Origin of the sequence: Tessaracoccus sp. OS52, assembly GCF_020687685.1 — a bacterium.
Lineage (GTDB): Bacteria > Actinomycetota > Actinomycetes > Propionibacteriales > Propionibacteriaceae > Arachnia.
Map to the genome: position 1 here is coordinate 1,999,992 of NZ_JAJEWM010000001.1, position 22,981 is coordinate 2,022,972.

Below are 22,981 nucleotides of genomic sequence, written 5' to 3' on the forward strand. Positions count from 1 at the left end.
TCGTCTCCTCAGAACGTCGGGATGATGGGCTCGGGCAGGACTGTCGCCGGGTCCGCGGAACTGTCCACACCGGGGCGGTCCACGTAGGCGGGGACAGGGGCGGTCGCAGTGCGGGACGAGGCAGCCTTCGGTTTGGAGGCTGGCTTCGTGGGCGGACGAGAGGCCGCTCGGGCCGCCGGTCTCGCGGGGGTGGGCCGTAGTGCGACTCGCGGGGTGCGCGGCGCCTCGGCGGGGCGCGACGCCGCGGGCTTTGTGGCGGGTACGACGTCGCCCTCGATCACCTTGCCGAGCCGCGACATGTGTGTGGTGAACGGCAGCGGTCGGCCGACGATCAGCAGGTTCCAGTACACCCAGCGGAACGCCAGCTTGGCCCAGTGGTTGAGGCGGGTCTCCTTTAGCAGTCGCAGCGGCCCCACCAGCGGCAGCGGGAACCGCCCGGTGTAGGGCTGCGTGTCGTAGTTGAAGTCGAGCAGCATCCCCTTGCCTGAGCCGGACTCGATGAAGCAGTTGGCGTGGCCGTCGAACGAGTGCTTCAGCGGTTCACCCGCCAGGTAGGAGTCGAAGTTGTGCATGAAGATGTCGACGCTGAAGTGAGCGACGGAGCCCGCCTTGGAGGTCTGCAGGGTTCCGGCGTCGCCGAGCACGAAAATGTTGGCGTGCTCGGTGGAGCGCAACGTGGCCTGGTCGCAGGGCACGAGGTTGAGTTCGTTGCCCAGCCCGGACTCCGCGATGTAGTCGGGGCCCATGTTGACGGGGACGGTGACCAGCAGGTCGAACGGGATCCTGCGGTCGTCGAAGGACACGAGCTCCCGCGTCTGGTTGTCGATCTCGGCGACGGCGAAGTCTGTCTCCAGCGCCACGTCGCGCTTGGCCAGGGCGTCGGCGAGCTCGCGGCTGGCCACGGGCTTGGTGAAGGCGCCGTCGAGGGGGGTGACGTAGACCAGTTCGTACTTGTGGCGGATCCGCTTGTTCCTCATCCAGGAGTCGGCGAGGAAGGTGAACTCCAGCGGGGCGACCGGGCACTTGATGGGCATCTCGCTGATGTGGACGACCACCCGGCCACCACGGAGATTCCGGAGCGCCTCCGCCAGCGCGGTGGCGCCGTCGAGGTCGTAGAAGTGGTGGATGCTGACGCCGGCCTCCGGGCCGTCCCCACCGGGGGTCGCCTCCGGGCGCGGCTGGACGCCGGTGGCGATCACCAGCGTGTCGTAGGTCAGCTCGCGGCCGTCCGCGAGGTGTACCAGGTTGGCGGCGGCGTCCACCCGTTGGATCTCGCCCAGCACGAGCGTCACGCCGTCGGGGATGAAGGCGTGGCGGGCGCGGACGATCTGTTGCGACGAGTACTTGCCGAAGGGCAGGAAGAGGTAGCCGGGCTGGTAGTGGTGGTCGTCGTCCACGTCGACCACTGTGATGTCCATCTCGGCCGTCCGGTAGCGGGACCGCAGCTTGTTGGCCACGAGCGTTCCGGCCGTGCCGCCACCGAGAATCACGATCTTGTGCATTGCGTCCTCCTTGACGTCTCTGTCAACGAAGTTATACCCCGCCGGGTATGCACCCAGAGGCGGGGTCGCCTTAGCAGCCGTGCAGTTTCCCGGTTGGATAACGTGGGGCCATGGAGCAGCTTGAGCGGGACTTCCGGGAGGCGATGAGCTACGTCTCCGCGCCGGTGGCGGTCATCACAACGATGGTCGACGGCGTCCCGCACGGTTCCACCGTCTCCGCGTTCGCCTCCCTGTCGGTTCATCCACCGATGGTGGTGATCGCGCTGGACAACCGCGGCTCTCTGGTCAACAAGATCCGGGCCTCACACCGGCTGGGGGTCAACATCCTCTCCGAGGAGCAGGTGGACACCGCAGTCCGGTTCGCGACGCCGGGCCTCGCGGACCGGTTCGCGGGCATCGACTGGCGCGAGGACGGCGGTCTTCCGCGCCTGGGTGGCGTGGCTGCCTGGCTGCGGTGCGAGCGCGTCGTGTTCGAGCCCGGCGGCGACCACACCGTCCTGCTCGCGACGGTGAGCGCGGCGGAGACGTCGGGCCTGGGCGGCCTCACCTACTACCGGCGGCAGTTCGGCTCGGCGCAGCGCGCCACCCGCCCCGCGCCCTAGGCGGAGCGCCGGGGCTGGGACTCGGGCTCGTCGCGACGCAGGTGCAGTTCCACCCGTGGCCGGACGAGGACGTCGGTGATCTGGGCGTCGGGGGGCGCGTCGACGACGTAGCGCACGGCCTGGGCGATGGATTCGGGCCTCAGGTAGTGATCCGGCTCGTAGTCCGCACCGGCCTGCTCCCGGTTCTCCCGCAGCATGCCGCTGTTGGTGGGTCCCGGAGCGATCGTGCTCACCCGCACGCCACTGAGCGCTTCGTCGATCCGCAGGGTGTCGGCCAGCCCAAGCAGCGCGTGCTTCGACGCCGTGTAGACGACGTGCCCCGCAGCGGGCACGCGGCTCGCGCCGGACCCGATGAAGATCACCGTGCCCCGTGACTCCCGCAGCTTCGGCAGCGCCAGCCTCGTCAGTTCGGCCGGGGCGACGACGTTGGTCTCGAAATGCTCGCGCCAGTCGGCCGGCCGGGCCTCCTCGACGGTCAAGCGGACGGAGATGGCTGCCACGTGCACCAGCACGTCGATGCGCTCCAGCGGCTCAAGGACCGCCGCCAGCGCGTCGGTGTCGGCCAGGTCGAGCGCGCGTGCGGTCACGTGGTCCAGTCGGTCCAGTTCCTCCAGCGCCGCCTGGTTGCGGCCCAGCGCCACGACGTCGTGCGTCGCGCTGAGGTCATCCACAGTGCATCGCCCCATCGCGCCAGTGGCGCCGGTGACGATTGCCAGGGGTCGTGATGCCATGCTCGTGCTCCTAGGTGGACTCTGGCACACGGTACTCCAGTGATCAGTCAACCAAAGCGGCGCGATCCTGCTCCCTGAGAGTGACGTACACGGCGTAGCGGGCTTGGTACAAGCTGAAGTAGGGCTCGAACAGGAGTCCGGAATCAGCCGCGGTCCCCCGCAGTTCGAACGCCATTCGCTCGATGCCGTCGTCGCCGACGAAGTTGTCCTGGCGGACGAGGTTCTCGGCGATCCGGGCTCGCCATTCGCGGGCGTCGGGCACGACCACGTCGGCGGCGAGCGACTTGTCGGGTGAGCTCATCCGGACCAGGACGCCCGCCTCGTAGGTCTCCCCCACCCGCTCACGGCTGAGCTCGGCGGCCAGCAGGACAGGCCCGTAGGTGAAGGCCACCCAGTCGGGGTTCTCGGTCCCTGCGTCGACGGCGACCCGCGCCGGGAGCCGCCAGGTGATCCTGTCGCCCTCGGCGACGGTGAACGACGCGTACCCGGGCACCTGGTCGACGTCCGCGGCGAGCGACCCCAGAGCGCGCTCGGACCCGTTGACAGTGAGGGTGGGCGGTCCCGCGAGCCAGCCCGGGATGCGCAACCTCAAGGCCGTGCCCGTGCGGAGCCCCGACTGACCGGCGCGCACGTGGAAGTGGACTGTGTCGGTGTCGGGGACGGAGCCGGCCTGTTCCAGGACCAGCCCCAGCGCCGGCAAGCTGACCGTGCAGGAATGGAAGTCGTTGACCCACACCGAGTGGTCGTCGGTGAAGTGGAAACCCGCCGCGAGCATCGTGAACTTCTCCACCCCTGTCCCGTGGTCGCACCAGAACTCGTCCAGCGGCTTGCCGAAGACCTTGGCGTAGCCGGCAGCCATGGGCTGGAAGTAGGTGACCATCCCGGTTCCGGGGTGCTGGGTGGCGAGCACCGAGTTGATGAGGGTGGACTCGTGGTAGTCGGCGTAGCGGACGTCGCCCGTGGCACGGAACAGGGCGCGCGTGAGCTTGAGCATGTTGTACTCGTTGCAGCCCTCGGAGGTGGAGTTCTCGCCGTAGCCCTCCGCGATGCCGCTGGCGCCTTGCCGGTGGAGGCTGCCGGCCTCGTGGAAGTGCTCGGCGCAGCTGTTGCCGCCATTGGCGTAGGTGTGGTGCTCCACGACGATTCGCCAGAAGTTCTCCGCCGCCCTGCGGTAGGTCTCCAACTCGGAGAGTTCGGCCGGAGCGAGGGTCTCCCGCAGGCCGGCGTCGCGCGTGAACAGCTCGTAGCGGGTCATGGCCCCGACGAGCTTGGGGATGGTGGTGTTGGCGTGCAGGCCGGCCAGGACGTCGCGCCCCTCCGCCAACTCCCGGAACAGCGCCATCTCGTCGAAGTACTCCGCGGCCCGTTTGTGGTCCGGGTCCCGGGTCAGGGCGAACAGGTCGTAGAGCGCCTCGTTCATCCCCCCGTACTCGGTTCTCAGGAGGGCGGCGGGGTCCGCCTGGCGGTCCCCGAACCGTGCGACGAACGTGCCGAACCCCGCGGCGACGCCAAGGGCGAGCCCAGCAACGGCCGTCGGCGCGTACCGGTGGGCGGTGAGCAGTCCCGCCAGCACCTTGTGGAGGTTGTAGAAGGGGACGAGCAGCCCGTCGGCACCGTCGGGAAGGAAATCCGCCGGGAAGGCGGAGACGTAACCCGCGTCCTCGGGATGGAGCTCTGCGTAGGCCTGCTGCGCCGCAGCCAGCCCCTCCACCGACTCGGTGAGAGCAGCCAGCAGCGCCTCCCTGCGGCTCCCAGCCGCCTCGACGGCGTAGGCCTGGGACACCGCGGACAGGTAGTGGCCGAAGAAATGGCCCTGGAAGCGGGTGCCGGTCTCGGCCTCCCAGCCGCCGTAGCGCGTGGCCGAGCTCGGTGTCAGCCCCGCCTGCTTCTGGAAGGCGTGGAGGAACCGCGCAGGCTCCAGACTCAGCAGGTAGTCGACGCTGCGGGCCCGGCTGGCCACCAGGTACGGATCGTCGATTCTGACGTCGTCAAGGGCGACCTGCTGGAGTTCGGGCACTACTTCCCCCAAGGTGGATGTGAACGTTCACGAGACTCTGACCCTAGACGCAGAGGAATCCGCGAGCAAGCACACCGTTGATGGTGAGCCCACGGGGGTATTCTTGAGGTCCTACGCGAGGCTGGCCCGCTCCCCCACGGCGCCGCCTCGCGTAGGCTGTTCCCGCTCTGCAGTCGGCCGGACGATGGCGATATCGTTCGTGGCACACCACACCGAGAGCGACCGAGGAGCAGCGATGACGGGTACGAGCGAGGGCCAGGTCAACACCGGCGCCACGGGCGAGACCCTGACGGGTCAGGGCATCCTGGTGATCGGGTCAGCCAACATGGACCTCTACACCCGCCTGGACCACATCCCCGTCGCAGGGGAAACCATCCTCGGCTCTCCCATCTGGACCACGCCAGGCGGCAAGGGCGCCAACCAAGCAGCTGCGGCCGCCCGCCTCGGAGGCGACGTCCGATTCGTCGGCCGGATCGGCGACGACGAGTACGGCCCCCGCCTGCGGCAGGCCCTGGTCGACGCCGGCGTCGACGTCTCGCTGCTGGAGACGTCGGACTCCCCCTCGTCGGTTGCCATCATCCTGCTCACGCCCGACGGCGAGAACTCGATCGTCGTCTCCCCCTCCAGCAACCAGTACGTCGGCCGCTCCGATGTCGAGGCCGCGTGGCAACCCGGAGCGCATCGCACCGGCGCCGTGGTGTGCCAGCTCGAGGTGCCGCTGGAGACGGTGGTCTACGCCAGTGAACTGGCCGAGCAGCACGGCGCCAGGTTCGTGCTGAACGCCGCGCCGGCGCAGCAACTCCCGAGCGACCTGGTGGCCCGCGCCAACCCGCTGGTGGTGAACGAGTCGGAGGCCCAGATCCTGTTGGGAATCCAGAACCCGGATCCCACGGAGACGCCAGGGAACCTGGTGGAGAGGCTGCTGGAACTGGGCCCGAGATCAGTCGTGCTCACACTCGGGGGCGACGGCGCCGCCGTCGGCCGCGCCGGGGGTACGGCCACCCACATCCACGGGCATCCGGTTGCGGTGGTGGACTCCACTGGCGCCGGGGACGCCTTCGTCGCGGCCCTGGTCACGCGGCTCGTGCTGGGCGAGGACCTGGAGACCGCCGCGGAGTACGCCAACGTCGTCGGGGCTCTGGTGGTCCAGAAGGAGGGCGCGCAGGCGTCCTACCCGCAGGCAGAAGACGTTGACAGGGAGCTGGCAGCGGCGGGCACCCGGAGCCACGAGGGTTAGGACGGCCTCAGGCGTCGCGGTCCGCCTCTCGGTCCGCGCGATCGGCTGCCTCAACCGAACGCTGGACCGCTACCCGGAACCCGAGCACGGCGACGACGAACAGCCCCGCGATGGGCAGCACCCACCACCAGCCCCAGTTGACGTCCTCCTGGACCAGCGCGATCACCACCGTCGCGAACATGAACAACGAGATGAACGCCACGACGGCGATCCACAGCCGACGCCCGGGCACCTCAGGCTCAGATCAGGTCGTGGATGGCGATCGACTGCTCGCGGCCCGGGCCGACGCCGATGCCGGAGATCCGGCAACCGATCAACTCCTCGAGACGCTTGACGTAGGCCTGGCAGGTCTCGGGCAGTTCCTCGAAGGTGCGGCAGCCGGAGATGTCCTCGTGCCAGCCGTCGAGCACCTCGTAGATGGGGACCGCGTGGTGGAACTCGCTCTGCGTCATGGGCATGTGGTCGTGGCGGACGCCGTCGACGTCGTAGGCCACGCACACCGGGATCTTCTCCCAGCCGGACAGGATGTCCAGCTTGGTCAGGAAGATGTCGGTGAAGCCGTTGATCTTGGAGGCCTGCTCCACGAGCGGGGCGTCGAACCAGCCGCAGCGGCGCGGGCGGCCGGTGGTGGCCCCGAACTCGCCGCCGGTCTGGCGCAGGCGCTCCCCGTCCTCGTCGAAGAGTTCCGTGGGGAACGGACCCTCTCCCACGCGGGTGGTGTAGGCCTTGGCGATGCCGATGGCCCGGTCCATGCGGGTGGGGCCGACGCCGGCGCCCGTGCAGGCCCCGGCCGCGATCGGGTTGGAGGACGTGACGTAGGGGTAGGTGCCGTGGTCGACGTCGAGGTGGTGGGCCTGGGCGCCCTCGAAGAGGACCACCTTGCCCTCGTCGAGGGCGTCGTTGATGTAGCGGCCGCTGTCGATGACGTAGGGCCGGATGGCGTCGGCGTGCGCGAGGAGGCTCTGCACGATCTCCTCGGGGTCGATCTCGCGACGGTTGTAGACCTTCACGAGCAGCTGGTTCTTCTGGGCCAGGGAGGCCTCCACCTTCTGGCGCAGGATCGGCTCGTCGAAGATGTCCTGGATGCGGATGCCCATCCGGTTGACCTTGTCGGAGTAGGCGGGGCCGACCCCGCGGCCCGTCGTGCCGATGCGGCGCTTGCCGAGGAACCGCTCGGAGACCTTGTCAAGGATCTTGTGGTACTCCGTGATGATGTGCGCGTTGGCGCTCACGAACGGGTGCGGCACGTCGACGCCACGCGAGGCGAGGACCTCGAGCTCCTCGGCGAGGACGTCCAGGTCCACGACGACGCCATTGCCGATGACCGTGGTGGTGTTCGGGTTGAGGATGCCCGAGGGCAGCAGGTGCAGGACGAACTTCTCGCCACCGACGACCAGCGTGTGACCGGCGTTGTTACCGCCGGAGTACCTCACGCACACGTCAACCCGGTCCCCGAGTTGATCGGTCGCCTTGCCCTTGCCCTCGTCGCCCCACTGGGCACCGACCACGACAACGCTTGGCATCTGCGCCACCTCCACAAATGGATGAAGCCCCGCAAAGCTGCTGGGGGCCTTACCACCCCACTCTAGTGGTTCCCTCTCCGATCCGACGATTTCCCGTGGCCCCGCCCCGTGCGATCGTTGGACGCAGGAGGTGTACACCAATGAAGGCAGTTACCTGGCAGGGAATCGAGAAGGTCTCCGTCGAGGAGGTACCCGATCCCCGCATCATCGAACCCACCGACGCGATCGTCCGCGTCACGTCCACCGCGATCTGCGGCTCGGACCTGCACCTGTACAAGGTGCTGGCGCCGTACCTGAGCTCCGGCGACGTGATCGGCCACGAGTTCATGGGCATCGTGGAGGAGGTGGGCGCCAACGTCACCCACATCGCCCCCGGCGACCGCGTCGTCGTACCGTTCAACATCGCCTGCGGCAGGTGCTGGATGTGCAAGCGCGGCCTGTTCGCGCAGTGCGAGACCACGCAGGTCCGCGAGCAGGGCAAGGGGGCCGCGCTGTTCGGGTACACCTCGCTCTACGGCCAGGTGCCCGGCGGCCAGGCGGAACTCGTGCGTGTCCCCCACGCCGACTTCGGACCCATCAAGGTCCCCGAGGGCCTCCCCGACGAGCGGTTCCTGTTCCTCTCCGACATCCTGCCCACCGCCTGGCAGGCGGTGGCCTTCGCCGACGTCGAGCCCGGCTCCACCGTCGCCGTCCTCGGTCTGGGGCCGGTGGGGCAGCTGGCCGTGACCTGCGCACTGCGGCAGGGTGCGGGCCGCGTCCTCGCCGTCGACCTGGTCCCCGAACGCCTGGAGCGGGCCAGCGGGCTGGGCGCCGAGACCATCGACCTTGATGAGTGCGACGACGTGCCCGCGGCCCTGATCGAGTACACCGCGGGCCGCGGCCCGGACTCCGTTATCGACGCCGTCGGCATGGAGGCACACGGCAACCCCGCGGCGGCCGCAGTCATCGGGCTCGCCTCGCGACTGCCCAAGCCGGCGGCGCGGCTGGCCGTCGACCACGCCGGGATCGACCGCCTGGATGCCGTCCACACTGCCATCGCGGCCGTGCGCCGCGGCGGCACGGTGTCGCTCGCTGGTGTCTACGGCGGCGCCATCGACCCGATGCCGATGATGGACATGTTCGACAAGGGCATCACGATGCGGATGGGACAGTGCCACGTCCGGCGCTGGACCGATGACCTGCTGGCGACGCTGGAGCAGGGTGACCCGTTCGGCGTCGACGACCTCACGACGCACCACCTGCCGCTGGCGTCGGCACCAGAGGCCTACGAGATGTTCCAGAAGAAGACCGACGGCTGCATCAAGGTGGTCATGCACCCGCAGCAGTGAGCGGGGTCAGTCCCGTCGACGTTCGTTGAAGCGTTCGGCGGCCCTGTCCCCCAGGGTGGTCAGGAAGCTGACCACTCCCCCGACGCGCCGGACCTCCAGGCCTTCCACGGTCTGGGCGTTCGTCCCGGCGGGGAGCAGCCGACTCATGACGCCCATCAGCCGCACCGTCAGGCCGGGAGCCAGACCGTGCACCCTCGTGGCCAGGTGGCTCATCAGCGACACCGTCACCACCGGCTTGCCGCGCAGGACGCCGTCGACCATGATCCGGGCGGCCCGCTCGGCCCCCATCGTCAGCAGCGGCAGCGACGCGGCGGGCCCGAACCAGGCGTACTGCTTGGCCGCGTCACCGAAGAAGGACGCGCGCTGGTGGGACCCGGTTCGCATCAGGCCGGGGACGATGGTGGTGGCGGTCACGCCAGTACCGGCGAGTTCCGCCGAGAGGCCCTCGGTGAAGCCGGCCGCCCCGAACTTGGCGGTGTTGTAGGGCAGCAGGCGCGGCGGACTCACGCGCGCTCCCACCGAGGTGACGACACCGAACCTGCCCTGGCCTCGCCCGACCATGCCGGGGACCACAGCCATGGCGAGATTGATGGGCCCCCAGAGCATGACGTCGATCGAGTCCCGGAAGTGGTGGTGCTGGAGCGCAGCGAGCGGCCCCACCTGGATGACTCCCGCCACGAAGACGGCGACGTCGACGGGCCCCAGTTCGCGCTCCACCTCTGCCACCGTCGCGGTCACCTGCTGCTCGCTGCGCACGTCGCAGACGAAGTGGCGCACCCGGACGTCGAGCCCGTCGCCGATCTGCTGCGCGGCCACCCGGAGGGTCTCCTCGTCCCGCGCGCAGATGGCGACGTCGTGCCCCCGGGAAGCCAGTTCGCGCGCGATGAGCAGGCCGAGTCCCCTGGAGGCTCCGGCGACGAGGGCGACTGGTCGGGATGACTGCTGGTGCATGGCCCCAACCTACTTCCGCCCGGTCTCCGGGGGACGCAAACCCGGGTGCACGTTCTTGCGCACGGGCGCCCCTCACCTGCACCAAAGGGCAGCCCCGTTGATTACAGTCAGCGGTGGGACAAGGCTCGGGGGAAGGACGCCCCGCGCCCCAATCCGCCCAGCCGGAAACACTTCAGCAGCGAAGCAGGAGGAATCCCCGTGAAGAAGCTCATCAACGAAGTCGATGACGTCATCGCCGATGCCCTGAAGGGCATCGAGGCATCCGACGAGAACGTCACAGTGGACCATGCCAACAGAGTCATCCTCCGCGCCAACCCCAAGGAACAGGGCAAGGTCGCGCTCGTCTCCGGTGGTGGATCCGGCCACGAACCGCTGCACGGCGGGTTCGTCGGGGTCGGCATGCTCGACGCCGCCTGCGCGGGTCAGATGTTCACCTCCCCCACGCCGGACCAGATGCAGGCCGCCACCACCGCCGTCGACCGCGGTGCGGGCGTGCTGCACATCGTGAAGAACTACACCGGCGACATCATGAACTTCGAGATGGCCGCCGAACTCGCCTCCGACGAGGGCGTCAAGGTCGAGACCGTGATCGTCGCCGACGACGTCGCCGTCCAGGACTCGCTCTACACGGCCGGGCGCCGCGGCGTCGGGCTCACGGTCCTGATGGAGAAGATCGTCGGCGCCGCCGCCGAGGAGGGCCGCGACCTCGCTGCCGTCGTCAGCATCGCCAACAAGGTCAACGAGGGTGGCCGCTCCATGGGCATGGCGCTCACGAGCTGCACCGTCCCCGCTGCCGGCAAGCCCACCTTCGACCTGCCCGAGGACGAGATGGAGATCGGCATCGGCATCCACGGCGAGCCCGGACGCCACCGCGAGAAGATCTCCTCCGCCCGAGACATCGCAAGGCAGCTGGTGCAGCCGATCCTCAACGACCTCGACTACTCCGGCAGCGACGTCATCGTGATGGTCAACGGCATGGGCGCCACGCCGCTGATCGAGCTCTACCTCATGTACGGCGAGGTCAAGGCGCTGCTCGACGAGGCCGGGGTGAACATCGCCCGCAACCTGGTGGGCAACTACATCACCAGCCTCGACATGGCCGGCTGCTCCGTGACGCTCCTCAAGGCAGACGAGGAACTCCTCAGCCTGTGGGATGCGCCCGTCAAGACTGCCGGACTACGTTGGGGTATGTGAACATGACAGACATCGTCTCCTTCCGCCAGCTCGTGGCCTGGCTCCACGAGTTCGGCTCCCTGGTGAACCAGAACAAGACCTACCTGACCGAACTGGACTCCGCCATCGGCGACGCCGACCACGGCGCCAACATGGCGCGTGGCATGACAGCGGTCCTCAACCTCGTCGACGCCGACGGTGAGGACGGCCTTGGGCCGATGTTCAAGAAGGTGGGCATGACTCTGGTCAGCAGCGTCGGCGGCGCCAGTGGCCCGCTGTACGGCACGTTCTTCATGAAGTTCGGCACCTCCGCGGGTGCTGCGGACCAACTGGCACCTGACCAGTTGGCGGCGGCGCTCCGGGCTGGGCTCGACGGCGTGCAGGCGCGCGGCAAGGCCGAGCCGGGGGACAAGACGATGATCGACGCAATGGTCCCGGCGATCGAGGCGATGGAGAAGGCGTTCAACGAGGGCGAGTCCCTCGCCGCCGGCACCGCCGCGGCCGCCGAGGCCGCCCGTCAGGGTCGCGAGGCCACCATCGAGATGCTGGCGCGCAAGGGGCGTGCCAGCTACCTCGGCGAGCGTTCCGTCGGTCACCAGGACCCGGGCGCCACCTCCACCGCCTACCTGTTCGAGGCGTTGGCAGCGTCGGTGGACAAGGCCTGACATGGCGTTGGTGGGCCTCGTCGTCGTGTCCCACAGCCGACGACTGGCTGAGGCCGCCGTCGAACTGGCACTGCAGATGGTGCACGGCGAACAACCACCCATCAGGATCGCCGCAGGAATGCCCGACGGGGGCCTCGGTACCGACGCCATGGAAGTGATGTCGGCCATCCAGGAGGCCTCCGCGGGCGCCGGCGTGCTTGTGCTGGTGGACCTCGGGTCCGCGATCATGAGCGCCGAGATGGCTCTGGAGTTCCTTGAGGACGAGGCCATCGACGTACGGATCGTGCCCGCTCCATTCGTGGAGGGGTTGCTCGCGGCGGCCGTGCTCGCCGCCGGCGGAGCCACCTTGGACGAGGTGGCCTCCGAGGCCGCGGGGGCGCTGCACCCGAAACTCCAGGCCCTGGGCTCCGACGCTCCCCCTAGCGTTGCGGCGCCGGTCGACCAGGACGATTGGGCGCCGGACGCCTCCGATGAGGCGGCCCTTCCCAACGAACTCGGCCTGCACGCCCGGCCCGCGGCGCTGCTGGCCGCCGCTGCGGCCGGCTTCGACGCCGATGTCCGCGTGGTTCATCCCCGCGGCACGGCGAAGGCCAACAGCACGATCGCGCTGGCCACCCTGGCCGCGAAGTACGGCGACACGCTCCGGGTGGAGGCCCGCGGCCCCCAGGCGCGCGAGGCCGTCGACGCCGTCATGGCCCTGGTCAGGGATGGTTTCGGCGAGCCCGGACCCGCCCCCGGTACCGCCCCGATCGGCACTGGGCCCGCCGTCGGCTCCGACCCGGTTCCACAGCTGGCCACACACAAACCACTCGGTGTGAGCCCCGGCCGCGTGGTGGGCGTCACCCGCCGCATGGCGGACCAGGCCGTCGCACGGCCCGCTGAAGATCGCGTCCCATCCGGGCAGGTCCCGGCCGAGGCGCAGCGCCTCCGTGACGCCGTCGCAGCCGTGATCGACGAGTACGAGCAGCGCGCCGGCGCGGCTGAGGGCCAGGCCGCCCAGATCATGTCCGCCACCGCCGCACTGGCCTCGGACCCCACCTTGCTGGACTCCGCCATGGGCGCGGTCCGGGACCAGCGGCTGTCCGCGCCCAGCGCGTTCTGGCAGGCGGCCGACGACGTCGCCGCCACGATGAAGGCTGCCGGCGGACTCCTGGCCGAGCGGGCCACCGACATCGGCGACATCCGGGACCGCGTGGTCACCCAGCTCCTCGGATTGCCCATGCCGGGCGTCCCGGACCCGGGGTTCCCGTTCGTCCTCATCGCACGCGACCTGGCGCCGTCGGACACCGCCGCCCTTGACTCCGGGACCTGTCTCGCGATCGTCACGGCCGAGGGCGGGCCGACGTCGCACACCGCCATCCTCGCGCGCAGCATGGGTATCCCGGCGGTGACCGGGGCCGCGGCCGCGCTGGAGATCCCCGACGACTCCCGGGTGCTCGTGGACGGCGGTACCGGCGAGATCGTCGTCGACCCCTCCGAGGAACAGCTGCTCGGGGCCCGGACGGCACCCGCCGAGCTGGTGCCCCTGACCGCTCCCGGCCGTACGGCAGACGGTCTCACCGTCCCCCTGCTCGCCAACGTCGGGTCCGGCAAGGACGCCCGGGCGGCGGCGACGGCCAACGCCGAGGGCGTCGGGCTGTTCCGCACCGAGTTCGCGTTCCTCGACCGGGCCGACGAGCCCACCGTCGCCGAACAGGTGGAGCTCTACCGCTCGGTCTTCGACGCCTTCCCGGGCAAGCGGGTGGTCATCCGCACGCTGGACGCCGGCAGCGACAAGCCGATGCCGTTCCTGACCATCCCAGGTGAGCCCAACCCGGCCCTGGGAGTGCGCGGGTACCGGACCGCCGTCGACAACCCCGGGGTCCTCGCACGCCAGCTCGAGGCGATCTCCGAGGCCACGCGTCACAGCGAGGCCGACGTCTGGGTGATGGCCCCCATGATCTCCACCGCCCAGGAGGGGGCCGACTTCGCACGGCTCGCCCGGCGGGCGGGCCTCGGCAAGGTGGGCGTGATGGTGGAGACACCCTCGGCAGCTCTTCAGGCTGCCGAGCTGCTGGACCACGTGGACTTCGTGAGCGTCGGCACCAACGACCTGACCCAGTACACGATGGCGGCCGACCGGCAAGGGGCCCAGCTCGGGGCCCTGCAGGATCCGTGGCAGCCCGGAGTGCTGCGGCTGTTGCGGATGATCGGCGAGGCGGCGACGAGCGCGGGCAAGTCCGCGGGCGTCTGCGGCGAGGCGGCCTCCGACCCGGCGCTCGCGGTGGTCCTGGTGGGACTCGGGATCAGCAGCCTGTCCATGGGGCCACGCGCCCTGGAACCGGTGGCGGCATCGCTGTCCCGGGTGAGCTTCGAGCAGTGCGGCCAGGCCGCCGAGGCGGCGTGCGCCGCGTCGTCAGCCCAAGCCGCCAGGCAGGCAGTGGCGGACCTCCTCGGAGGTGGGAACCCTGCCTAGTTCGGGGGCCGGGGTAGCTCTCGTCTTCGAGGGCGGCGGCATGCGAGCCAGCTACTCCTCCGGCGTGCTCAACGCCCTGCTCGAGGGTGAGGTCCATCTGGACTGGGTCGGCGGGATCTCGGCCGGGGCCAGCTGCACCGTCAACTACCTGGCACGGGACCAGTGGCGCACGCAGCACTCGTTCACCGACTTCGCCGGCGAGCCGAACTTCGGCGGACTCGGCACGTGGGTACGGGGCAAGGGGATGTTCCATGCCGAGTGGATCTACGAGCAGACCTCCGGCCCCGACGAGGTCCTCCCCCTCGACTTCGACGCCTTCGCGGCCAACCGGGCGCAGTGTGCGATCGGGGCGGTCCGCTGCACCGACGGCGAGATGGTGTACTGGGGCCGCGAGGACTTGCGGACCCGCACGGACCTGATGAAACGGGTTCGGGCCTCCTCCACGATGCCGCTGCTGATGCCCTGGACGGAGATCGACGGTGTCCCCTACTGCGACGGCGCCCTCGGCCCGACCGGCGGGTTCGCCGTCGACGCCGCCCGGGACGCCGGCCACGAGAAGCTGCTGGTGGTGATGACGAGGACCCGCGGCTACCGCAAGGGCGTCCTGCGTTCCCCGCGGGCCATGCGTGCGCTTCTTCGCCGGTTCCCCGCGGTGGCCCAAGGCATCATCGACAGGCCCGCGAACTACAACCGGACCCTGGAAGAGCTGTTCGAGCTGGAGCGGCAGGGCAAGGCGTACCTCGTGTTCCCCGACGAGATGCCCATCGGCAACGGGGAGCGGAATCTTGGCAAGCTGCGCGCCATGTACCAGCGGGGCCTCACCCAGGGTCGCAGGGAACTCGACGCCATCCGGGAGTTCGCCGGGCTGCCCGCCGGAGCCTGATCGCAGGTTCAGCCGGCCCAGGCGAAGGCCATCGCCAGCGCCAGCTCGTCGATGGCCGTCGTCGTCACCCTGATCCCGGAGAGCCCGTCCACCGAGGCGACCCGGGCCACTTCCCCCGTGAGTTCGACGGTGCAGCCGTCGGTTCCCTCACCGCCGTCGATGAGAACGAGGGAACCCCAGGGCACACCCGCGTCCCAGCTGATTCCCAACGACTTCCACGCGGCCTCCTTGGCGGCGAGGACCTTCGCGAACTCCTGGGCCGGCTGCTCTGCAGCCCGGCAACGGGTGGCCTCGTCGGCGGTGAACCAGCGACGGGCGAAGGAGCCACCCGCTCCCAGAAGCTGCTCGATCCGGCGCACCTCGACGATGTCAACGCCGACGCCGCGCAGCCTCACCTCAACTCCGTGGCCTGGTCAGCAGGTGGACCAACTCTGCGGCCACCAGCGCCGCGCCGGTGTCGTTGAGGTGGGCGCCGTCGCTGCTGTAGCCACCGTGCAGTTCTGGCCTCATGGTGCCGTCGGGCGCCTTCGCCTCGACCGCGGCCAGATCGAGCAGCTGGTCGGGACCGTACGCGCCGCGCATCAGCTCGTTGTAACGCTCCCGCGTGGCGTTGTCGTCGCGGCCGACAAGCTTCTTGAGGTGGTCCTTGATCCCGTACGGGCCGGTGGTCAGCGGCGCGGTGACGTGCACGAACCTCACGCCGGGGTAGTCGGCCTCCAGCTCGTCCATCGTGGCCTTGTAGGTGTTGAACAGCTTGTCGACGTCGGTGTCCCAGCGGATGTCGATGTAGCAGAACTTGATGAGCGCGACGTCGACCTGCTCCGCCAGCCCACCGCGCAGCATCGACTCGAAGTTCTCGAGCTTTCGGTAGGGATGGCGGTTCTCGCCGATCAGGGTGTGGACGAAGGCACCCTGTCCCTTGTCCAGCGTCGGCACTTCGCCGATGTCGGTCTCGAAGAACGTGGGCGACGCCGCACCGTGGCTGCCGTAGAGCTGCTGGAGGCCGGCGATGACGTTCCTGCCCACCGACTTGTGCCCGAAGAACACCCGTAGCTCCGCCGCCTGCGCCAGCTCGTCGGCGGTGACCTGCGAGGCGGCCTCGTTGGGTGCGGCTGCGAAAGTGGGTTTGGGGTCCCAGAAGAACGTGTAGGTGGCCGCTCCGATGAGACCGAGCGCAACCAGTGCCGCCAGAATGCGCACGTAGGGCTTCTTCGTCATGATCTCCCCCTGATCAAACGTCGGACTCTACGGTAACACCGGGGCGCGGCCCTCCAACAGGGTGCGGACGGCGCCCCTGGAGACCTTCCCGTTGGTGGTCAGTGGGATCTCGTCCAGGACGTGGACGACCGCCGGCACCAGGTGCTTGGGCAACTGTCGGCGCAGGAAGGCGAGCACCTCCCCGGGCTCCAGCGCCAGTCCCGGCACCGCCGACACGGCGAGGTTGACCGCTTCGCCCGCGTCGGCGTCCGGAAGCCCGACGGCAACGGCCGCGGCGACGGCGTCGTGTCTCAGGGCTGTCTCCTCCACCTGCTGGGGCGAGATCCGGTAGCCCCAGGACTTGATGAAGTCGCCACTCCTGCCGACGATGTGGATGAACCCGTCCTCGTCGACGGTGGCCAGGTCCCCGGTGTGCAGCCGGCCACCGCGGAACTTCTGCTCGGTGGCCGAATCATCGCGGTAGTACCCGGGAGAGATGTTGTCACCCGTTGCGATGATCTCGCCGTGGTGTCCCGGTTCCACCGGCCGGCCGTCCGCGTCCTCGACACTCAGGTGCACCCCCGGGATGCCCCGACCGATCGAGCCCAGCTTCGTCTCGAGCAGTTCCGGCGGCAGGTAGGACAGCCTCGCGGTCGCCTCGGTCTGCCCGTACTGGACGAACACCCGGCTGGTGGGTTGCGCCTCCGCCAGCCGGCGGATCAACTCCGGCGCCAGCCGGCCACCGGCCTGCTGCACCTTCCGCAGCGATGGCAGTGGCCTGCTGGCGTAGCTGCTGGCCTTGAGCAGCAACTGGTACGACGACGGCACGCCCGCCAGCCCGGTGCACCCATGCGCGGAGATCAGTTCGACGGCCGTCTCGGGGAACGTGAAGGTATTGCAGATCACGACGCTTCCCCCCACCGCCAGGTGGGTGTGCAGCAGTGAGGCCCCGAACACGTAGTGGAACGGCAGGATCACCAGCACCCGGTCGTCGGGCCCGAGTTCGAGGTAGGTCACGATGGAGCTGGTGTTGGCGATCAGGTTTCGGTGGGTCAGCCGGACCACCTTGGGCTGTGCGGTGGTGCCGGAGGTGAACATCATGGCCGCGTCGTCGGACTCCGCCGGGCGGAAGTCGGGCCAGTCGCTGCCGCCGTCGGTGGCGAGCACCTCGTCCGTGATCACCGGAAGCCCCGCGAATGCGCCCGCCACTCGCCGGAGTTGGCGCCGATCGGCGAGGATCGCCGCACATTCCACGAATTGCGCCTGCGAACCGAGTTCCTCCGCACCGAGTTTGTCGGAAAGGGGTACCACCACCCCGAGTTTGAGTGCGGCGAGGTAACCGGCCACCCAGAAGAACGAGTTCACCCCCAGAAGCCCGATCCGCTCCCCGGGCCGGACACCGGCCGCGACGAGTTCGGAGAACAGGCGCGCGGCCGCGGACCTGAGCTCGCCGTGGGTGTGCTGAAGGGGTCCGTCGATGACGGCAACCCGCCGGTCATCACCCGCTGTCAATAGGTAATCGCTGAACATGTCCACCCCCGGAAGGACACTGGATTGATCTATGTGTGGACAGTACACTTCAACCAACAATAGCGAGACCGTTCGGGGGGACGTCATGGAATCGCAAGTCGCGCAGAAGTTGAGATCATTCATCGAGGACAGTTACCTGTTCGGGGACAGTTCCCGAATGCCCGCTGACGATGAATCCTTGCTGGAATCCGGTGTGATTGACTCCACCGGCGTTCTGGAACTGATCGAGTTCCTCGAGACCGAGTTCGGGTTCAGCGTGGATGACTCAGAGACGGTTCCGGAGAACCTGGGGAGCGTCTCCGGCCTCATTCGCTACGTCTCGACGAAGCAGCGGCAAGGCGTGGCGTGAGCGCCTCACCAGCGGACAGGCTCCTGGCCGAATGCGCGCACCTGCGCCCAGTCGACGAGCCGGCACTGGACGCCCTGCGCAGGGCGGTGCTGGTTGAGGACGTGCTCGGCGTCCGCGTGGTCGACGAGCAGATCCGCATGGAGTTCCTGACCGATCCCGACGCGTTGCGGGCCCTGCCCGCCGACCCGACCACCCTTGTCTGATGTGCGGCATCTGCGGGGTCGTCTCGCTGGACGAGCCGCCGGATCTGGACGTCGTCGCCGACATGCTGGGGGCTCTGGCGCACCGCGGCCCCGACGGCAGCGGCTGGCTGCGTGACCACGGGGCCATCCTGGGTCATACCCGGCTCTCGCTGATCGACTTCGCGGGCGGCGCCCAGCCCCTGGGCAATGAGGACGGCACGGTCTGGGTCACCTTCAACGGGGAGATCTTCAACTACGTCGAACTGCGAGACGAACTGCTGGCGCGGGGCCACGTGTTCGCCACGCGCAGCGACACGGAGGTGATAGTCCACGCCTGGGAGGAGTGGGGGCAGGACTGCTTCGCGCGCTTCAACGGACAGTGGGCCCTCGGCATCTGGGACCGCCGCACCCGTACCTTGGTGCTCTCGCGGGACAGGCTTGGAGTCCGGCCGCTGTACTACCACCTGACCGACGGGCGAATCGTCTTCGCCTCGGAGGTGAAGGCGCTGTTCATGGACCGGCACGTCCCACGCGCGCTGGACCCGGCGGGGCTGGACCAGATCTTCTCTCTGTGGTCCACGGTCGCACCCCGGACCCCGTTCGCGGGCATCTCGCAGCTGGCGCCGGGCCACGTCGCCTTCTTCGATGCGGACGGTTTCCGCACCGAGCCCTACTGGCGGATCGACTTCCCCCACCGCGGCCAGGAGCCGGGTCAGGACCTGGATGAGAACTCAGCCGTGCTGCGCGAACTGCTGGTGCGCGCCACCCGCCTGCGCTTCGAGCGCAGCGACTTCCCCGTCGGCGCCTACCTCTCCGGCGGACTGGACTCGTCGGTGACGGCCGCCGCCATCCGGCACTTCACGGACGCGGACCTGGACACCTTCTCGCTGCGCTTCACGGACGAGGAGTTCGACGAGGGCGACCACCAGCGCCGCATGGTGGAGCGGCTCGGCACGAACCACCACGAGGTCGAGGTCTCCCATGGCGAGATCGCCGACGTGTTCCCCGAGGTCGTCTGGCACGCCGAGTCGCCGTTGCTGCGCACCGCACCAGCACCGATGTTCCTGCTGTCCAAGCTGGTGCGCTCGTCCGGCTACAAGGTGGTGGTCACCGGCGAGGGAGCCGACGAGGTGCTGGGCGGATACGACATCTTCCGCGAGGCGAAGGTGCGCGAGTTCTGGTCCCGCGGCCCCGAGTCCCAACTGCGCAATCGCGCCACCGAACTGCTCTACCCCTGGCTGTCACGCAACCCGGGCAGGGCACCGGCTTTCGCCCGCAGCTTCTTCGGGGCAGATTTCGACCCTGCTGACCCGGGCATGTCACACCGGACCCGCTGGAACTCGACGGCGGCACTCCAGACGATGCTCAGCCCCGCGCTGCGGGAGGCGATCGCCGAGAGCCGTGAACCCGACCCGGCTGCCCGTCTCCCGCGGGACAGTGCGAGGTGGGACTCCCTGAGCCGGGCGCAGTGGCTGGAAATGACCACGCTGCTGCCCGGCTACATCCTGGCATCGCAGGGTGACCGGATGCTGATGGCAAACTCGGTCGAGGGTCGCTTCCCGTTCCTGGACCGCGACGTGGTGGAGTTCGCCAACGCCCTGCCGGCACGGCACAAGATGTTCGGGCTGGAGGAGAAGTTCCTGCTGCGGCACGCCTTCGCGGACCTGGTGCCCGAGGAGATCCGCAACCGCCCGAAGCAGCCGTACCGCGCCCCGGATGCCGCCAGCTTCTTCACCGACGGCGCCACGCCGGACTGGGTCCACGACGTACTCTCCCCCAGTGCCCTGCTCGCCAGCGGCTTGTTCGACGCCCGCCAGATCGAGGGGCTGGTCGCGAAGGCCAGCAACCGCAGCCGCCTGTTCGGCAACACCGACAACATGCGGATCGTCGCCGCGATCTCCACGCAACTCATACATGCCCAGTTCATCTCGGGTAATTTCGCACAATCACAGCGAAGGCGTCCCCCCGAGCCGGTTCACGCAGTGGACCTCGGCGCCCAGGATCGGCTGCCCGAGGACCGGGTAGCCCTAGCCCAGGAGGTTCAATGACCCACTCAGCTTTCGGCCCGGAGACGCTGAACCTCGACCTGGAGGCCGAGGCGCAACGGATCTCCGGCGTGATCCGTGAGTACCTGGTAGCCAGCCGGCGCAAGGGTGCCGTCGTCGCCCTGTCCGGCGGCATCGACTCCAGCGTCACCGCGGCGCTCTGCGTCAATGCACTTGGCCCTGAGCGGGTCTTCGGCCTCCACATGCCGGAGCGCGCATCGTCGCCGGAGACCATCTCGTTGAGCCGTTCGATCTCGGACCACTTCGGCTTCGACTCCGTCGTGGAGGAGATCGCCGAGGCCCTGGAGGCCGTCGGATGTTACAGCCGCTACGACGAGGCGGTGCGGCTTGTGGTGCCCTCCTACGGCGAGGGCTGGAAGTCGAAGATCGTGCTGCCCAGCGTCGTCGACGATGACGCCCTCCGGCTCTACCAAGTGGTCGTCGAGAATCCCGACGGCGAACAGAGCAGTCACCGGCTGACGATGGAGGCCTACCTCGGCATCGTCGCCGCCACCAACTTCAAGCAGCGTGTGCGCAAGATGATGGAGTACTACCACGCGGACCGCCTGAACTATGTGACCACGGGCACACCGAACCGGCTGGAGTACGACCAGGGCTTCTTCGTGAAGCTGGGCGACGGCGCCGCCGACATCAAGCCGATCGCGCACCTCTACAAGACCCAGGTCTACGCGCTGGCGGAACACCTCGGGGTGCCGGAGGCGGTGCGGACCAGGCCCTCGACCACCGACACGTACTCGCTTGCCCAGTCTCAGGAGGAGTTCTACTTCTCGCTCCCCCACCACCTCATGGACCTGTGTCTGTTCGGCAGGAACCATGACGTGCCCGTGGACCAGGTGGCCGAGGCCACGGGCCTGACTGCAGAGCAGGTCGAGCGGGTCTACCGCGACATCGACCAGAAGCGCAGGACCACCCAGTACCTGCACCAGTCGCCGGCGCTCGTCGAGGACATCACCGAGATCCATGTGTAACCGCAGATGACCCAGCAACAGCAGCGATCCGATTCCCCCCACATGCGTTCCAAGGCTTTGCGGGGTGGCAAGTATCTCGCCGCCGGGACTCTGGTCGAGCGACTGGCCCGGTTGGGGCGGAACATGCTTCTTGCTCGCGTCATCGCTCCCGACCAGTTCGGCATCATGGCCATCGCCTTGGCCGTCATCTCATTGTTCGAGGCAGTTACAGAGGTGGGCGTGGCCCAGGCGGTCATCCAGAACAAGAACGGGGGCACGCCGGAGTTCCTGAACGTCGCGTGGTGGTTCGGGGCCGCTCGCGGTTTGGTAATCGCCGCCCTTGCTGTGCCCTTGGCGGGACCGATCGCGGCATTCTACGGGGAGCCCCATCTGGCCTCGTTGCTGATGGTGGCCCCTCTGACGGTGATCTTCACAGGGCTGGCCAGTCCAAGGATGTACGCCCTCCAACGGCAGTTCGAGTTCAGGGCAACGTTGTTCACCATCCAAGGCTCTGGCATCATCGCCACGGCCTTCACCATTCTTCTCGGCTTCCTGCTGCAGAACGTCTGGGCTCTGCTGTGGGGCGCAGTTTTCGAGGCCTTCCTGCGCTTCCTGCTGTCATTCATCCTGTGCCCCATCCGCCCACGGTTCCATCTGGAGGCGCAGTCCCGCAAGGACCTCTTCCAGTTCACGCGTGGCATGGCCGGTCTATCCGTGCTGACGCTGCTGGTGATGCAAGCCGACACGATCGTCCTCGGGAAGGTGGTGGACGCGCATCACCTGGGCCTCTACACCATGGCGATCGCCTTGGCCGCGTTTCCACTCGGCATCTTCAGCAAGGTAGTACGGCCCCTCGTGGTACCGATCCTGGCTCACTTCCAGGATGACCCCGCGGGAATGCGCAGAAGCGTGCAATCTTTGTCGCGACTCGTATGGCTCTTCGGGTTGCCTCTTACCACCGTGATGGCGTCCGTTTCCGCACCCCTGCTCATCATGGTCTACGGACGTCCGGAATTCGCCCAAGCCGCCCCGGCATTCGCCATCTACTCCCTTTTCGCCATTGTGTACATGGCTTCCATGGTCAGTTTCTCCGTTTACCTTGCCATCGGGCAGCCTGAGTTGCAGCGACGGTTCACCGTAGTACGAGCGATAGTGGTGGCCGTGACCCTCTACCCACTGGCCGTGCTCATGGGCGGGACTGGTGCGGCACTATCGCTGCTGGTTGCCATGATCGTCGCAATGCTGGTCCAACTGTTCAACCTGAGAACAGTCATCGGTCTTCCGGTCCATTCGTACCTTTCTACGATGGGCGCCGGTCTGGTGGTGTCAGTCATCACGGCGATACCGTGCTTGGCGGTGGCGCTGTTCCTGCGCGCGCCCGGCTGGATCGAAGTGCTCGCCGGTGCACTGGTCGGGGCAGCCGCTTGGGCTCTGTTGCTGCTTCGAGAGCGTCGGACCATCAGAGCCCTGAGGGCTACGGCCAAGTCCAGCGGCACTGTGCCGGTGACTGCGGATTAGCGTCTAAGCCTCGATCCACCGATGAGCTGCTGAGGAGGTCGCTGTCGGCGGCAGGATGTCGGGGCTGGAGTGAGGGCGTGCAGGAGTTGCCGGTCTGCCCGGCTCTTCCACTGGGGTTCCTGCTT

At 68.6% G+C, this 22,981-nt stretch carries 21 protein-coding genes; 12 read left to right on the plus strand and 9 right to left on the minus strand.

The genetic code is table 11. The annotated features are described in order from the left end of the window. Nucleotides 1-8: 8 nt before the first annotated feature. Nucleotides 9-1,502 (minus strand): NAD(P)/FAD-dependent oxidoreductase, encoded by a 1,494-nt coding sequence (locus tag LKO27_RS09475; protein WP_227737144.1) that lies wholly within the window; start codon nt 1,500-1,502, stop codon nt 9-11. Nucleotides 1,503-1,612: 110 nt separating this feature from the next. Here LKO27_RS09475 and LKO27_RS09480 point away from each other — a divergent pair, with 110 nt between their 5' ends. Beyond that, nucleotides 1,613-2,104, plus strand: coding sequence for a flavin reductase family protein (locus LKO27_RS09480; protein ID WP_227737145.1), 492 nt, complete (start codon nt 1,613-1,615; stop codon nt 2,102-2,104). Here the strand turns inward: LKO27_RS09480 and LKO27_RS09485 are convergent. Both LKO27_RS09485 and LKO27_RS09490 read right to left on the minus strand, forming a co-directional pair. Next, nucleotides 2,101-2,835: an SDR family oxidoreductase gene (locus LKO27_RS09485; protein ID WP_227737146.1), complete on the minus strand. Its 735-nt coding sequence runs from the start codon at nt 2,833-2,835 to the stop codon at nt 2,101-2,103. The genes LKO27_RS09480 and LKO27_RS09485 overlap by 4 nt on opposite strands. Nucleotides 2,836-2,878: 43 nt before the next feature. After that, nucleotides 2,879-4,852 carry a beta-L-arabinofuranosidase domain-containing protein gene (locus LKO27_RS09490; RefSeq protein ID WP_227737147.1) on the minus strand — a complete coding sequence of 658 codons (1,974 nt, stop codon included), beginning with the start codon at nt 4,850-4,852 and terminating at the stop codon, nt 2,879-2,881. 235 nt (nt 4,853-5,087) lie between these two features. On the opposite strand from LKO27_RS09490, the gene LKO27_RS09495 reads away from it, so the two are divergent. Beyond that, the gene (locus tag LKO27_RS09495) at nt 5,088-6,089 is read left to right on the plus strand and encodes a ribokinase (protein WP_227737148.1); all 1,002 of its coding nucleotides are present in this window, start codon (nt 5,088-5,090) and stop codon (nt 6,087-6,089) included. A gap of 7 nt (nt 6,090-6,096) precedes the next feature. On the opposite strand, the gene LKO27_RS09500 is transcribed toward LKO27_RS09495, so the two are convergent. Beyond that, a complete protein-coding gene (locus tag LKO27_RS09500; protein ID WP_227737149.1) occupies nt 6,097-6,321 on the minus strand; it encodes a hypothetical protein in 225 nt (74 codons plus the stop codon). Between the two features lie 7 nt (nt 6,322-6,328). Further along, a complete protein-coding gene (locus LKO27_RS09505) occupies nt 6,329-7,612 on the minus strand; it encodes an adenylosuccinate synthase (RefSeq protein WP_227737150.1) in 1,284 nt (427 codons plus the stop codon). A 140-nt stretch (nt 7,613-7,752) separates the two neighbouring features. On the opposite strand from LKO27_RS09505, the gene LKO27_RS09510 reads away from it, so the two are divergent. After that, complete coding sequence (locus tag LKO27_RS09510; protein WP_227737151.1) at nt 7,753-8,940, plus strand: zinc-dependent alcohol dehydrogenase; 1,188 nt, start codon at nt 7,753-7,755, stop codon at nt 8,938-8,940. 6 nt (nt 8,941-8,946) lie between these two features. Here the strand turns inward: LKO27_RS09510 and LKO27_RS09515 are convergent, their stop codons facing one another. After that, a complete protein-coding gene (locus LKO27_RS09515) occupies nt 8,947-9,891 on the minus strand; it encodes an SDR family oxidoreductase (RefSeq protein WP_227737152.1) in 945 nt (314 codons plus the stop codon). 198 nt (nt 9,892-10,089) lie between these two features. Between LKO27_RS09515 and dhaK the strand changes: the two genes are divergently transcribed. The 4 genes from dhaK to LKO27_RS09545 are packed head-to-tail and all read left to right on the plus strand — an operon-like array spanning nt 10,090 to nt 15,067. Then, nucleotides 10,090-11,085 carry a dihydroxyacetone kinase subunit DhaK gene (gene dhaK, locus LKO27_RS09520; RefSeq protein WP_227737153.1) on the plus strand — a complete coding sequence of 332 codons (996 nt, stop codon included), beginning with the start codon at nt 10,090-10,092 and terminating at the stop codon, nt 11,083-11,085. Between the two features lie 2 nt (nt 11,086-11,087). Continuing rightward, nucleotides 11,088-11,729 carry a dihydroxyacetone kinase subunit DhaL gene (dhaL, locus tag LKO27_RS09525; protein ID WP_370629995.1) on the plus strand — a complete coding sequence of 214 codons (642 nt, stop codon included), beginning with the start codon at nt 11,088-11,090 and terminating at the stop codon, nt 11,727-11,729. Nucleotide 11,730: 1 nt separating this feature from the next. Continuing rightward, nucleotides 11,731-14,184 (plus strand): phosphoenolpyruvate--protein phosphotransferase, encoded by a 2,454-nt coding sequence (gene ptsP / locus LKO27_RS09540; RefSeq protein WP_370629969.1) that lies wholly within the window; start codon nt 11,731-11,733, stop codon nt 14,182-14,184. Further along, a complete protein-coding gene (locus LKO27_RS09545) occupies nt 14,168-15,067 on the plus strand; it encodes a DUF6363 domain-containing protein (protein WP_227737155.1) in 900 nt (299 codons plus the stop codon). The genes ptsP and LKO27_RS09545 overlap by 17 nt, the downstream gene beginning before the upstream one ends. 8 nt (nt 15,068-15,075) lie before the next feature. Here the strand turns inward: LKO27_RS09545 and LKO27_RS09550 are convergent, their stop codons facing one another. Genes LKO27_RS09550 through LKO27_RS09560 form a run of 3 tightly spaced genes read right to left on the minus strand, consistent with a single transcriptional unit; the run spans nt 15,076 to nt 17,794 of the window. Further along, nucleotides 15,076-15,462: a 4'-phosphopantetheinyl transferase superfamily protein gene (locus tag LKO27_RS09550; RefSeq protein ID WP_227737156.1), complete on the minus strand. Its 387-nt coding sequence runs from the start codon at nt 15,460-15,462 to the stop codon at nt 15,076-15,078. Between the two features lies 1 nt (nt 15,463). Beyond that, entirely contained in the window at nt 15,464-16,285 is an 822-nt protein-coding gene (locus LKO27_RS09555; RefSeq protein ID WP_227737157.1) for an SGNH/GDSL hydrolase family protein, read from the minus strand. A 27-nt stretch (nt 16,286-16,312) separates the two neighbouring features. Next, nucleotides 16,313-17,794, minus strand: coding sequence for a class I adenylate-forming enzyme family protein (locus tag LKO27_RS09560; protein WP_227737158.1), 1,482 nt, complete (start codon nt 17,792-17,794; stop codon nt 16,313-16,315). 85 nt (nt 17,795-17,879) lie between these two features. Between LKO27_RS09560 and LKO27_RS09565 the strand changes: the two genes are divergently transcribed. The 5 genes from LKO27_RS09565 to LKO27_RS09585 are packed head-to-tail and all read left to right on the plus strand — an operon-like array spanning nt 17,880 to nt 22,856. Continuing rightward, nucleotides 17,880-18,143, plus strand: coding sequence for an acyl carrier protein (locus tag LKO27_RS09565; protein ID WP_227737159.1), 264 nt, complete (start codon nt 17,880-17,882; stop codon nt 18,141-18,143). Continuing rightward, nucleotides 18,140-18,346 (plus strand): hypothetical protein, encoded by a 207-nt coding sequence (locus LKO27_RS09570; protein WP_227737160.1) that lies wholly within the window; start codon nt 18,140-18,142, stop codon nt 18,344-18,346. The genes LKO27_RS09565 and LKO27_RS09570 overlap by 4 nt, the downstream gene beginning before the upstream one ends. Continuing rightward, complete coding sequence (gene asnB, locus LKO27_RS09575; RefSeq protein WP_227737161.1) at nt 18,346-20,373, plus strand: asparagine synthase (glutamine-hydrolyzing); 2,028 nt, start codon at nt 18,346-18,348, stop codon at nt 20,371-20,373. The genes LKO27_RS09570 and asnB overlap by 1 nt, the downstream gene beginning before the upstream one ends. Continuing rightward, nucleotides 20,370-21,359 carry an NAD(+) synthase gene (nadE, locus tag LKO27_RS09580; protein ID WP_227737162.1) on the plus strand — a complete coding sequence of 330 codons (990 nt, stop codon included), beginning with the start codon at nt 20,370-20,372 and terminating at the stop codon, nt 21,357-21,359. The genes asnB and nadE overlap by 4 nt, the downstream gene beginning before the upstream one ends. A 42-nt stretch (nt 21,360-21,401) precedes the next feature. Next, entirely contained in the window at nt 21,402-22,856 is a 1,455-nt protein-coding gene (locus tag LKO27_RS09585) for an oligosaccharide flippase family protein (protein ID WP_227737163.1), read from the plus strand. The last annotated feature ends 125 nt before the right edge of the window (nt 22,857-22,981 follow it).